Below are 12874 nucleotides of genomic sequence, written 5' to 3'. Positions count from 1 at the left end.
GGTATCCGATTGAGATCGGAGGTTAACGGCGGGCAAACACAACGGTCAACGGCAGAAGTGCCGGATGAACACATGACAGATCGGAGGTTTTGGGCCGAAAGCGGCGGTCACCGGCTGTCATTTGGTGACTTGTTGAATTGCCACAGAAGGGCGTGAGCCATCAGGGCCGCGCATGTGCCCTGGATCACGCCCAGGAGCAGCCTGCGCATCCAGTCATACAGGCTGACCTGGCTGACAGGATCGGACAAAGACCAGGTCGCGCCTGCCGCCGCCGCGAGGGCGATGAAGATCCAGAATTTGTACCGGGATTTCCCGGTACGTGACGGCCAGTCATGCGCGGCGGGGCGGCGGGAGGCCGTCCAGGCCAGCAGGGCCATGCCTCCGAGCGATGACACGTAGCCGATCACGTTGTAGAGCCGGTGCGGACCGGCGATCGACACCGTCAGCCAGTCCCACCGCTGCACGAACCACCCGTCGGTCTGCGTGAAGGCGTCCCACAGCAGGTGGGTGAGCACACCGGCCACAATGGACAGAACCATCCACAACGGCCTGCGCGCCGGCCCCGGCCGCGCCACCCGTTCCCGCACGAACGCCGGCGTGATCGCCATCACCGAAGGCAGCAGCAAGCGCCCGAGCAACAGCAACACAACCGCGGCAAGGGATCCGCCGAGCACGTCGTGCGTCGGCGCCACCGGGAGATAATAGCCCAGGTCAGGCGCGACAGCACCGGCCACCAGTCCGGGGAACCAGAGATACCGGCGCAGCGGCAGAACAGCGGCCGGATGCGCAAGGGTGAACGGCACACCTCGACCCTAGATCGGCCTCAATCCTGTAGGCACCCTGAAGAAACACCCAGGTCGGGATTGTTCACCTCGGTCACGTACGTTCACCGATCATGAGCGCTACAGCCGCCAGCCTCGTCGTGCTGTTCCTGGTCGCCGTCGTGCCCTTGGCACCGACGGAGGCCGTGCTCATCGGTGCCGGCGTGCTGGCCGCGTCCGGTGAGGTCCCGCTGTACCTCGTCGTCGCCGTCGCCGCGGTCGGCTGCCTCGCCAGCGACATGATCAACTTTACGGCAGGGCGCCGGATGGGGATCAGGGCCCTCGACCGGCTCAACAAGAGCGCCAAGTCGCGGGCCATGGTCGTGTGGACGGCCGACCAGCTCGGGTCCAAGGGCGAGACGATCCTCATCGCGGCGCGGTTTCTACCCGCGGGCGGCATCGTGGGCGCGCTGCTGGCGGGTGCGCTGAAGTGGCCCACCAAGCGGTTCGTGCCCGTTGCGGCGGTCGGGTCGGCGCTGTGGTGCCTCTACCCCGCCACCGTGGGGTACATCGGCGGTCAGATCATCGACGAGACCTGGCTCGCGATGCTGCTGTCGTTCGGCCTGGCGACGCTCATCTCCGTGCCGGTCGGCATGGCGATCCGGGCGCGCAACGCCAACCGCACTCTCTCGTACGCCGAAGCGTCGTCGTAGAGCACGGCGAACCGGTCTGCGGCGGCCAGGAGGGCGTCGACCTCGAACGCCAGCTGGGCGTCGCCGGTCAGCCGTTCCAGCAATGAGGCCCAGCGCAGGTGGAAGAGCATCAACGCGTCGCGCACGCGGCCTGGCCTGGCGGCGAACTCCGAGCGCGTGACGACGAAGAAGCAGCCGCCGGGGAACACGCGGCGCTTCGAGTAGTCGAGCCAGCGCTCGCACAGGTCCAGCGCGGCACCACCGGCTATCACGACCTCGCGCGTGAAGATCTCCGCGGCCTTGTGCACGGCCGAGAGCTGCAGCTCCTCCTTGGAGCCGAAGTGGGAGAAGACCCCGCTCTTGCTCATGCCGAGCTCGATCGCGAGCCGCCCGATCGTGACCCCTTCGAGCCCGTCGACGGACGCGATCTCAGCAGCCCTCAGCAGAATCGCCCCACGACTGTCCACCCCACGACTGGACCAGCCACCGCTCAAGCCCGCCTAGCGAAACGCACGCGGGGGCCCCGCGTTCCCCTGAAGGAAACGTAGGGCCCCCGCGTGACTTTGAAACTAGGGGTTGAGCGCTTCGGTTACGGAGGCTGGGCCTACGAGGGGGATGTCCGGTGAGAGGCCGGTGTCCTCCTCGACCAGGATCGGCTTCACCTCGTGCGGCTGGATCCGGCCGGACTGGATCTGCTCGGCGTAGTGGCACGCCACCTTGTGGCCCGGCTTGAGTTCCCTCAACACAGGCCGCTCGGTGTCGCACTTGGTCGCCTGCCGCCACGGGCACCGGGTGTGGAACCGGCAGCCGCTGGGCGGGTTCGCCGGCGACGGGAGGTCGCCCGCGAGCAGAATCCGTTCGCGCCGGTCCTCGATCACGGGGTCGGGCACCGGGATCGCCGACAGCAGCGCCCGCGTGTACGGGTGCAGCGGCTCGGAGTAGAGGTCCTCGGAGCTGGCCTCCTCGACCAGGCCGCCGAGGTACATCACGCCGACGCGGTCGGAGATGTGCTTGACGACCGCGAGGTCGTGCGCGATCACCAGGTACGTCAGGCCGAACTGCTCCTGCAGCTCCTCCATCAGGTTCACGACCTGGGCCTGCACCGACACGTCCAGCGCGGACACCGGCTCGTCGGCGACGATCAGGTCCGGCTCGAGTGCCAGCGCACGCGCGATGCCGATGCGCTGGCGCTGACCGCCCGAGAACTCGTGCGGGTACTTGCGCAGCGCCGTGGTCGGCAGACCGACGGCCGTGAGCAGGTCGCGGAGTCGCTTGTTCGTCGACTCCTTGCCCTTGTCCAGGTCGTGCGCCCGCAGGCCCTCGATCAGGATGGACTCCACGGACTGGCGCGGGTCGAGCGACGACAGCGGGTCCTGGAACACCATCTGGATCCGGCGCCGCATCTTGCGCAGCTCCTCGCCCTTCAGTGCCGAGAAGTCCTGCCCGTCGAAGATCATCTTGCCCGCGGTCGGCTCGTTCAGCCGCAGCATCGCCCGCCCGAGGGTGGACTTGCCGCAGCCGGACTCGCCGACGAGCCCGTAGGTCTCGCCGCGCTTGATCTCCAGGTCGATGCCGTCGACCGCGTAGACGTAGCCGACGGTGCGGTCCAGCAGCACACCCCGCTTGATCGGGAAGTGCACCTTCATGTCCTGGACGGAAACCAGGGTCTCGCTCATACCGGCACCTCCTCCTCGGCGGCGGGAGTTCCCGGCACGACCGGGTTGTGGCAGCGGAGCAGCCGGCCCAGCTGGTCTTCCTCCGCCGGCGTTTCCGCGAAACAGAGGTCCAGGGCGTTCGGGCACCGCGGTGCGAACGCACAACCGTTCGCCCACGGGATGTTGTCCGCGACGGAACCCTTGATGGGCGTCAGCTTCGAGTGACTGGCGGCGTCGAGTCGCGGGATGGACGCGAGCAGGCCGTGCGTGTACGGGTGGCGCGGCTCGGCGAAGAGCTTGTGCCGCATGGCCTTCTCGACCACCTTGCCGCCGTACAGCACGTTCACGTCGTCACACAGGCCGGCGACGACACCCAGGTCGTGAGTGATCATCACGAGCGCGGTGCCGAGGTCCTGCACCAGTTCCTTCATCAGCGACAGGATCTGGGCCTGGATGGTCACGTCCAGCGCCGTCGTCGGCTCGTCCGCGATCAGCAGCTTCGGCCGGCACGCCAGCGCGATCGCGATGAGCGCGCGCTGCCGCATACCGCCGGAGAGCTGGTGCGGGTATTCCTTGAGCCGCCGGTTCGGGTCCGGGATGCCGACCTTGTCGAGCAGGTTCTTCGCCTCGATCATCGCTTCCTTGCGGGCCAGGCCGCGGTGCCGTTCGAGCACCTCGGTGACCTGCAGGCCGATCGGGATGACCGGGTTCAGCGACGACAGCGGGTCCTGGAAGACCATGCCGAGCTCGCTGCCGCGCTTGTCGCGCATCTGCTTGTCCGACAGCTTCAGCAGATCCGTGCCGTCGTAGGTCACCGTGCCGGTGACCGTCGCGCCGCGCTTGGGCAGCAGGCCCATGATCGCCAACGATGTCACGGACTTGCCACAGCCCGACTCGCCGACGAGGCCGACCGTCTGGCCGGGTTCGACGTCGAAGCTGACGCCGTCGACCGCGCGGAACGGCTCCTCGCCCTTGCGCTGGAAGACCACGGTGAGGTCACGTACTTCGAGCAGTGCCACGACGACTCACCGCCTGTTCTTCGGATCGAGGGCTTCGCGCAGCGTCTCGCCCATGAGCGTGAAGCCGAGCGCGACGATGATGATGCAGACCGCGGGCCACACGGCGAGGTGCGGATGCGTGTCGAAGACGTTCTGCACGTCGCCGAGCATCTGCCCCCACTCCGGCAGCCGGTCGTCCGGGTTGCCGAGGCCGAGGTACGACAGCGCGGCCGCCTCGATGATCGCGGTGGCCAGCACGAGCGTGGACTGCACGATCACCGGGCCGAGCGAGTTCGGCAGCATGTGCCGGAACACGATCGCGCCCTTCTTCACGCCGAGCGCCGTCGCCGCCAGCACGTGGTCGCTGTGCCGTTGCGCGAGCATCGAGCCTCTGAGCAACCGGGCGAACACCGGGATCTGCACGATCGAGACCGCGAGGATCACGCTGAACTGGCTGGGCCGCGCGAACATCGCCGCGATCGAGAACGCGAGCAGCAGGCTCGGCAGCGACAGCATGACGTCGACCAGGCGCATGACGGCCGAGTCGACCCAGCCACCGATCGCGCCCGCGAGCGTGCCGAGGATCAGGCCGCCGGTCAGGCCGATCAACGTCGCGCCGACACCGACGATCAACGTCTGCTGCGAACCGACCAGCAGGCGCGACAGGAAGTCACGGCCCTGCAGGTCGCCGCCGAGCGGGTGGCCCGGCTGCGGCGGCGGGATCTCGTTGCGGGCCTTGACGACCTGGTCGATCAGCATCGGCTCGGACGGGCTGTGCGGTGCGAGCCACGGCGAGAGCAGCGAGACCACGATGAAGATGCCGATGATCACCGCGCCGATGAGGAACACCGGGCTGCGCTTCAGCCGCTTCCACGCGCTCGCCGCGAGCGAGACGCCCGCGGTCTCGGCGAGGCCGTCGATCTTTTCCTTCTTGGAGATTCCGAGTACCACTGCGCTCACCTCGTCCTGATGCGCGGGTCGATGAGCGCGTACGAGAGGTCGACCAGCAGGTTGACCACGACGTAGACGATCGTGGCCATGATGATCAACAGCAGCAGCACCGGGTAGTCACGCCGTTCGAACCCGATCGCGAGCGCCTGGCCCACGCCGGGTATCGCGAACACCCTCTCGGTGAGCACCGCGCCGGAGAGCAGCGCGCCGGTCTGCAGACCGATCGTCGTGACGACCGGGAGCATCGCGTTGCGCATCACGTGCCGGCGGCGGATCAGCTGTGCGGTGAGGCCCTTGGACTCGGCGGTGCGCACGAAGTCCTCGTCGAGGACGTCGAGCACGGCCGCTCGGGTGATCCGGAAGATCACCGCGAACGGGATGGTGGCGAGCGCGATCGCCGGCAGGATCAGGTGCTCCAGCGCGTCGAACGTCGCGTCCCACTCACCGGTGAGCACGCCGTCGAGGGTGAAGAACCCGGTGACGCGGGTGGCGTTGATGTCACCCTGCCTGCCCTGCGACGGCAGGCCGAGACCGACCGACGCCGCGTCCTTCAGCACGTAGGCGAGGAAGAACACCGGCACGGCCACGCCGATCAGCGAGCCGATGACGGCGATGTTGTCGAACCAGCCGCCGCGACGCTTCGCGGCGAGGTAGCCGAGCGGGACGCCGATCGCGATCGCGAGCACGATCGCGAAGAAGCTGAGCTCGAGCGTCGCGGGGAACCGCTGGATGAAGATGTCGAGCGCCGAGTCACCGGGCTGGACACCGGTGGAGACGCCGAAGTCGCCGGTCGCGGCGCGACCGAGGAATTTGAAGTACTGCACGATGATCGGCTGATCGAGGCCGAGCTGAATGGTGAGTGCCGCGCGCGACTCCGGCGTAGCGCGCTCTCCCAGGAGGGCCGAAACCGGCCCTCCTGGGAGGAGTCGCATCCACGCGAAGAGCAGCAGCGAGAGCACCATCACCACGCCGACCAGCTGAATCAGCCGTCGAATGGTGTAGCGGAGCACTTGAGCTACCCCGTTGTTCTCTGTGGTGGGAGCTAGTCAGCTCAGCCCTTGGAGGCCGGGCCGAACTTCTCGTCGGTCAACGGGCTCGGGACGACACCCTTGATGTCCGACTTCAACACCAGAGCGGGCGGGGAGTGCGAGATCGGGACCGCGGGCAGGTACTGCTCCATGATCTTCTTGTTGATCTCTTCGTACATCTTGGTGCGGTTGGCCTCGTTCGGCTCGGCGTTGGCCTTGGCCAGGTCGTCCTTGAGCGAGGCGCCCCACGCCGACACACCGGTGTTGAAGCGGTTGTCGGTGCGGCCGAAGAACGTGCCGACCCAGTTGTGCGCGGTGCCGTTGTCACCGGTCCAGCCGAGCAGGAACAGGTCCGGGATGGAGTTGTCGACGTCGGTCAGGTAGCCGCCGTTCCACGGCTTCGTGACCACATCGATCTTGATGCCGGCCTTCTGCAGGTCGCCGGAGATCGCGCCGAACAGGTCCTTCGGGGAAGGCATGTACGGACGCGTGACCTCGGACGGCCAGTAGAACTTCAGCGTCAGGTCGGTGGCACCGGCCTCGGCCAGCAGCGACTTGGCCTTCTCGAGGTCGTACTTGACCTCGGTGATCGACTTGTTGTAGCCGTTCACGGTGTCGGGCATGAACTGCGTCGCGACCTTGGCACCCTCGGGCAGCTGCGACTTGACCAGCTGCTCGCGGTTGATCGCGTACATCAGGGCCTGACGGACCTTGAGGTCGGCGAGCTTCGGGTTGTTCTTCTGGTTGATGCCCAGGTAGAACACGTTGAACGCCGGGCGGATCGCGACGTTGAAGCCGTCGGTCTTGAGGCCGGCCCAGTCAGCGGCGTTCGGCAGGTCGTAACCGTCGATGTCGCCGGCCTTGAGCGCCTGCTTGCGGGCGGTCTCGTCCGGGATGATCTTGAAGACGACCTTGTCGAGCTTGGCCTTGGTGCCGTGGTAGTCGTCGTTGCGGACGAGCTCCACGGTGTTGTTGGCCTTGTCGTACTTGCCGAACTTGAACGGGCCCGTGCCGGTCGGGTGCTCGTTCGCGTAGGCCGGGTAGGTGAAGGCGTCACCAGCGGCGACCACGTTGTCCGCGTCGTACTTCTTCAGCGCCTCGGGGCTCGAGATCGAGAACGAGGTGAAGCCGAGGACCGACGGGAACTGCGACGTGACGTCGTTCAGCTCGATGACCGCGGTCTTGGCGTCCTTCGCCGTGCACGATTTGTACAGCGAGGGCTTGTCCGGCGTGTCCTTGAACCCGCCGAAGTTGTCCAGCCAGTACTGCGACACCGCGTCGCTCTGGCCGGCGCCCTTCTGGTTGTACCAGCGCTCGAAGTTGAAGCAGACAGCTTCGGCGTTGAACGCGGTGCCGTCGTGGAACTTCACGTTCTCCTTGAGGGTGAACGTCCACGTCTTGCCGTCCGCGGAAGGCTCGTACTTCGTGGCGAGCGCGGGCTCGACCTCGGCGGTACCGGCCTTGAAGCCGACCAGGCCCTCGTACATCTGGCGAGCGACCCGGAAGGTCTCGCCGTCCGTCGCGTAGAACGGGTCGAACAACTTCGGCGCACCAGCGGCACCGAAGGTCAGCGTGCCGCCTTGCTGGCCGCCACCCCCGGAGTCGCGCTGGGATTGTGCGCACCCGGACAGGGCGAGCGCGCTGACGCTGAGGAAGCCGATCGCGGCAACCCAACGGCGGCGAGCCGTTACTGAGTGGACCATCAAACACCCCTTGGACAATCCGCACATCTCACGGTGTGGTCGCCGACCATAACCGTTGTACATACCCCCTCCGGGGCAACTCAGGTCACGATCCGGCCACTAGACCAGGCATTCTGATACGTCCGGCGCACGCCCGCTGACCCAACGTGAGCACGGCAGATACGTCGAACGCTCTCCTAGGCTGTAGAAACAACAACGACACGCGGAGGAGGTCGCATGAGCAGGCAGGTCGAGTTCCGCGTACTCGGCCCTCTCCAGGTGCTCATCGACTCCGAACCGCTGCTCGTTCGTGCAGGCCGGCAGCGGGCGCTGCTGGTGTCGCTGCTGCTGCGCGCTGGCACGAGCGTGTCCGTGGACGAGCTCGCCGGGAACGTGTGGGGCGACGAGCCGCCCGCACGGGCCAGAGCGACCCTCCAGACCTACGTGATGAGGCTCAGACAGCTGCTCGGGCCGTCTGTGCCGATCAGGACCGTGCCGGACGGGTATCTGATCGACGTCGACGAGAAGACGATCGACCTGATGCGCTTCGAGCCGCTGATCGACCAGGGCGAGCAGGAGCGCGGCGCCGGCAACCTGCAGGCCTCGTCCGCCGCGTTCGCCGCCGCGCTGGGCCTGTGGCGTGGTCCGGCCCTGGTCGACGTGCCGTCGGAGATCCTGCACCGCGACGAGGTGCCACGGCTGAACGAACGCCGCCTCCACGTGCTCGAACGCCGGGTCGAGGTGGATCTCGAGCTCGGCCGCCACGGCGAGCTGGTCGCGGAGCTGTCCAGGCTGACGAGCGATCATCCGTTGCGCGAGCGGTTCTGGGCGCAGCTGATGGTGGCGCTGTACCGCTCCGGCCGGCAGAGCGAGGCGCTGGCCGCCTACCAGCGGGTTTCCCGGTTGCTGGGCGACGAGCTGGGCATCGATCCCGGCGACGAGCTGCGCCGCGTGCACAGCCAGGTGCTCTCCGGCGCGATCGACGCGGTGGCCACCGCCGCCGCCGGCACGCCGATGGTGGCCGCGAAGCCCGAGCGGGTCGTGCCGTCGCAGCTACCTGCGGACATCCCGGACTTCGTGGGCCGGGACGAGGCCGTTTCGTTGATCATCGCGCTGCTGCGGACCGCGCAGGGGGTGCCGGTCGTGACGCTGGCGGGCCCGCCGGGCGTGGGCAAGACCGCGCTGGCCGTGCATGCCGCGCATCGGATGCGTGGGGACTTCCCGGACGGCCAGCTGTACGTGAACCTGCGCGGCTACGCCCCCGGCCCGCCGTTGAGCGCCGTCGACGTGCTCCCGCGGTTCCTGCGCGCCCTCGGAACTGAACCCGATCAGGTGCCACTCGATCAGGACGAGCAGGAGGCGATGTTCCGGTCGACGCTGACCGGCCAGCGGGTCCTCCTGCTGCTCGACAACGCCTCGTCGGCCGAGCAGATCCGGCCGTTGCTGCCCGGTTCGCCGGGGTGTGCGGTGCTGGTCACCTCGCGCGACACCCTGCGCGGCCTGGCCGTGTCGCACGCGGCCTCGAACGTGCGGCTGGACGTGCTCGACTGGCACGAGACGAAGTCGTTGCTCGCCGGCATCCTCGGCGCGGACGAGGTGGCCTCCCAGGAGGAGGCCGCGCACGAGCTGGCGTCGTTGTGCGCTCATCTGCCATTGGCTTTGCGTATCGCGGCGGCGAACCTGGTGTCGCGGCCGGAGCTGTCCATCGCGGACTACGTGGAGGAGCTCCGCGCGGGCAACCGGCTCGCCGCGCTGGCGGTCGAGGGCGACGAGCGGGTCGCGGTGCACGCGGCGTTCGACCTCTCCTACACGGCGCTGAAGCCCGAGCTGGCGCAGATGTTCCGGCTGCTGTCGCTGGTGCCCGGCACGGACTTCACGCCGGAGATGGCGGCCGCGCTGTCGGGCCTGACCACCCAGGACGCCCGCCGCCGGCTGGACCGGCTGGCCACCGCGAACCTGATCGCGAACCACGCGCCGTCCCGCTACCAGTTCCACGACCTGCTGCGCGACTACGCGGCCGAGCGCCTGGCGTTCGAGGAGGGCCGCGCCGATTCGCGGCTCGCGTTGCGGCGGCTGCTGGACTGGGCGGTGCGCTCGGTCGACAACGCCACGTCCGCGATGAAGTCGACGCTCTTCCGCTTCCCGCGCCCGGCGCCGCTGGACGGCGTGGTGCCGCGGACGTTCAGCACCAGCACCGAGGCGCTGGCGTGGCTCGACATCGAACGGGCCAATTTGGTCGCGTTGGTCGCGCACGGCGTCGAACGCGACCCCGAAAATTCGCCGTGGCAGCTGGCCGACGCGTTGCGCGGCTACTACTACACCCAGGGGCTGACCGCGGAGTGGCGTGAGACCGCGAAGGCCGGGCTGCTGGGCGCCCGCGCGCCGCGTGACGAGCTCGGCCAGGTCGCCATGCTGTCGTCGCTGGGCACGCTGTACTGGGTGACGGGTCAGCACCGCAACGCGCTGGGCTACTACCAGCAGGCCATCGCGCTGCAGGAACGCATCGACCTGCCGGAGGCGGAGGCGGCCGTGCTGTCCAACGCCGGCAGCGTGTACATCGACCTCGGCGAGCTCGAGCACGCCGCCGAGCACCTCGAACGCGCGCTGGTGATCGCCCGCCAGAGCCGCGCGCCGCAGCTGCTGGCCAACGCCCTGTTCAACGTCGGCGGCGTCTACATGCAGCTCGGCCAACTCGACCGCGCGACCTCGGTGTTCGAGGAGGCCCTCGACGCGGGGCGCCGCCTCGACTCGTGGATCACCCAGGCGAGCTCGATGCGCGCGCTCGGCGAGGTGCACGCGTACCGCGGTGAGCCAGAGCTCGGCGCCTCCTACTTCATGCAGGCGAGCGAGCTGTACGAACGTGCGGCCGCCCGCAACTTCGGCCACACGATGCACGAGGGCATGGCCATCACGCTGATCATGCGCGGCCGCTACGACGAGGCGGCGATCGAGGCCAGGGCGGCCATGGAGATCGCCCAGGACCTGGAGAACGTCAAGAGCGTCTGCGACGCCATGAACCTGCTCGGCCGCTCCCTGGAGGGTGCGGGGCGGTACGAGGAGGCGGTGGAGCAGTTCTCGTCGGCACTGGCCATCGCGGTCGAGACCGGTTACTCGTGGGGCGTCTGCTCGGCCCGCCGCGGCCTGGCCTCCGCGTACCGCGGGGTGGGGCGGTTCGACGAGGCCCTGTCGATGGCGACCTCGGCCCTGGTCGAGGCGGGCCGCTCGCAGTTCCGGCTGGCGGAGATGGAGGTGCTGCTCGTGCTGGGGCGCATCCACCTCGACACCGCGGACGCCGCCGGTGCGCTGGAGTGCGCGTTGCGGGCCGCCGCCGTCGGCGAGAAGTCCGGGCACCGGTGGGTGTTCGCGCGCGCGTTGCAGCTGGCGGGCGATGCTTCGGCGGCGCGGGACGACGTGACCGCGGCTCGGTCGTACTGGACGTCGTCGCTCGAGGTGTTCAGCGCGATCGGAACGCCTGAAGCCTCCGCCGTCCGAGCTCAGCTCGAGGTGACAACGTAGTCAGCCCTGGCTTTGGTTTCGTCAACGGCGAACCAGCCTCTTTCGTAGTGCTGCCAACGGATGAAGTGCTCCCGATGCTCTTCACCGTCACGCCGGACAGCACGTTCCAGCCTCGCCGCTTCGTCCTCGAAGTCGACGAAAATGGCCAGGCTGAGCCATTTGTTGGCTTTCCTGGCAGACGAGAATCCTTCGAGGACGACCGTCTCCTGTGGACGGATCTCGACCTCGTCGCCCTCGCCGACGCACGGAAAGCCTTGGGACCAGTCGGTTTTCCGGTACCGGCCCGGCTGACCCTCCGCTACTCGGCCGAGAGCTGCCGCGAGGCGTGGCCACCACCGGGTCGTGGGGTCGTCCCAGGTCGCGAAGTGGTCGGTGCTGATGAGCTGGGCGCCGAGGTCCTGCGCGAGGTTCCGCGCGAACGTCGACTTGCCCGCGCCCGACGGACCGTCCACCGCGACCAGGCGAGTCGTGCCCAGCCGCGGTGGACTGTTCGTCACATGCTCCGGCGACCAGATAGCGCACGCCCCAGCGTCAGCTCGTCCGCGAACTCCAGGTCGCCGCCCATCGGCAGGCCGCTGGCCAGCCGGGTGACGGTCAGGCCGGGGAAATCGCGCAGCATCCGGACCAGGTAGGTGGCCGTCGCCTCGCCCTCGGTGTTCGGGTCCGTGGCGATGATGACCTCGGAGATGTCCACTCCGTCGACGGCCGTGCCGATCCGGTTGAGGAGCTGGCGGATGCGCAGCTGGTCCGGTCCGACGCCGCTGAGCGGATCCAGCGCGCCACCCAGGACGTGGTAGCGCCCCTTGAACTCCCTGGTGCGCTCGATGGCCTGGACGTCCTTCGGTTCCTCGACCACGCAGACCAGCGCGAGGTCGCGCTTGGGGTCGCGGCAGATGCGGCACCTGGTCTCGGCGGAGACGTTGCCGCAGACGTCGCAGAAGACGACGCCTTCCTTCACCTTCTGGAGCGCGTTCTGCAGCCGCTCGATGTCGGCCGGTTCCGTTGCCAGGAGGTGGAAAGCGATGCGCTGGGCACTCTTCGGGCCGACGCCGGGAAGCCTGCCCAGCTCGTCGATGAGGTCCTGTACTGGGCCCTCGTACACCGGTTACCCGAGCAATCCGCCGAGGCCACCCTGAGCGAGCGGGCCGAGCTTCTGCTCCACCAGCGCCTGCGCCTTCTGGTTGGCGTCCTTGATCGCGGCGATCACGAGGTCCTGGAGGGTCTCGACGTCCTCCGGGTCCACGATCTTCGGGTCGATCGTGAGGTCGGTCAGCTCGCCGCCGCCGGTGACGGTGGCGGTCACGAGGCCGTTGCCCGCGTTGCCGGTCACCTCGGTCTCGGCCAGTTCCTGCTGGGCGCTTGCCATCTGCTGCTGCATGTTCTGGGCCTGCTGGAGCAGGGCCTGCATGTCGAACTGACCGGGTTGCACCGCTGGTCCTCTCTCAGGTGGGTGTTGTCTTCCAGCGTACGGCGACCCTGGTTTGGCGGGGAAAACACGGTGGGGGGGGGGTATTTGCCCCGCGGGGGTTTTTGGGCCAAAAAATTACAACGGTCGGGGGTGGCGGTTTAAGGGGGGGGGGGCCCCGGTGGT

Annotated in this window: 11 protein-coding genes and 1 pseudogene; 2 read left to right on the top strand and 10 right to left on the bottom strand. The window is 68.3% G+C overall.

Annotated features, from left to right (window positions below; genetic code table 11):
* Positions 1-107: 107 nt before the first annotated feature.
* Complete coding sequence (locus ACIA8G_RS35805; protein ID WP_396423177.1) at positions 108-803, bottom strand: DUF4184 family protein; 696 nt, start codon at positions 801-803, stop codon at positions 108-110.
* A 92-nt stretch (positions 804-895) separates the two neighbouring features.
* On the opposite strand from ACIA8G_RS35805, the pseudogene ACIA8G_RS35800 reads away from it, so the two are divergent.
* Positions 896-1318, top strand: a pseudogene (locus ACIA8G_RS35800) (DedA family protein); the annotation flags it as partial.
* 20 nt (positions 1319-1338) lie between these two features.
* Here ACIA8G_RS35800 and ACIA8G_RS35795 read toward each other — a convergent pair.
* From ACIA8G_RS35795 to ACIA8G_RS35770, 6 genes are all read right to left on the bottom strand, one after another.
* The gene (locus ACIA8G_RS35795) at positions 1339-1920 is read right to left on the bottom strand and encodes a TetR/AcrR family transcriptional regulator (RefSeq protein ID WP_396423176.1); all 582 of its coding nucleotides are present in this window, start codon (positions 1918-1920) and stop codon (positions 1339-1341) included.
* 102 nt (positions 1921-2022) lie between these two features.
* Positions 2023-3129 carry an ABC transporter ATP-binding protein gene (locus ACIA8G_RS35790; protein ID WP_396423175.1) on the bottom strand — a complete coding sequence of 369 codons (1107 nt, stop codon included), beginning with the start codon at positions 3127-3129 and terminating at the stop codon, positions 2023-2025.
* Entirely contained in the window at positions 3126-4127 is a 1002-nt protein-coding gene (locus ACIA8G_RS35785; protein ID WP_396423174.1) for an ABC transporter ATP-binding protein, read from the bottom strand. The genes ACIA8G_RS35790 and ACIA8G_RS35785 overlap by 4 nt, the downstream gene beginning before the upstream one ends.
* A 6-nt stretch (positions 4128-4133) precedes the next feature.
* Positions 4134-5057, bottom strand: coding sequence for an ABC transporter permease (locus ACIA8G_RS35780; protein ID WP_396423173.1), 924 nt, complete (start codon positions 5055-5057; stop codon positions 4134-4136).
* Positions 5058-5062: 5 nt separating this feature from the next.
* Positions 5063-6067: an ABC transporter permease gene (locus ACIA8G_RS35775; protein WP_396423172.1), complete on the bottom strand. Its 1005-nt coding sequence runs from the start codon at positions 6065-6067 to the stop codon at positions 5063-5065.
* A 41-nt stretch (positions 6068-6108) separates the two neighbouring features.
* Positions 6109-7788, bottom strand: a complete 1680-nt coding sequence (locus ACIA8G_RS35770) for an ABC transporter substrate-binding protein (RefSeq protein ID WP_396423171.1) — start codon at positions 7786-7788, stop codon at positions 6109-6111.
* Positions 7789-8004: 216 nt separating this feature from the next.
* Here ACIA8G_RS35770 and ACIA8G_RS35765 point away from each other — a divergent pair, with 216 nt between their 5' ends.
* Positions 8005-11283 carry an AfsR/SARP family transcriptional regulator gene (locus ACIA8G_RS35765; RefSeq protein WP_396423170.1) on the top strand — a complete coding sequence of 1093 codons (3279 nt, stop codon included), beginning with the start codon at positions 8005-8007 and terminating at the stop codon, positions 11281-11283.
* Here the strand turns inward: ACIA8G_RS35765 and ACIA8G_RS35760 are convergent.
* From ACIA8G_RS35760 to ACIA8G_RS35750, 3 genes are read right to left on the bottom strand one after another with little or no spacing between them, the layout of a single operon-like run.
* The gene (locus ACIA8G_RS35760) at positions 11262-11780 is read right to left on the bottom strand and encodes a uridine kinase (protein ID WP_396423169.1); all 519 of its coding nucleotides are present in this window, start codon (positions 11778-11780) and stop codon (positions 11262-11264) included. The genes ACIA8G_RS35765 and ACIA8G_RS35760 overlap by 22 nt on opposite strands.
* Complete coding sequence (gene recR / locus ACIA8G_RS35755; protein ID WP_396423168.1) at positions 11777-12385, bottom strand: recombination mediator RecR; 609 nt, start codon at positions 12383-12385, stop codon at positions 11777-11779. Before recR ends, ACIA8G_RS35760 begins: the two co-directional genes overlap by 4 nt.
* 3 nt (positions 12386-12388) lie before the next feature.
* On the bottom strand, positions 12389-12691 hold the full coding sequence (locus ACIA8G_RS35750) for a YbaB/EbfC family nucleoid-associated protein (protein WP_396423292.1): 303 nt from the start codon (positions 12689-12691) through the stop codon (positions 12389-12391).
* Positions 12692-12874 lie beyond the last annotated feature (183 nt).

This window comes from Lentzea sp. NPDC051213 (assembly GCF_044455585.1).
Taxonomy (GTDB): domain Bacteria; phylum Actinomycetota; class Actinomycetes; order Mycobacteriales; family Pseudonocardiaceae; genus Lentzea.
This window is presented reverse-complemented; position numbering and strand designations above follow the sequence as displayed.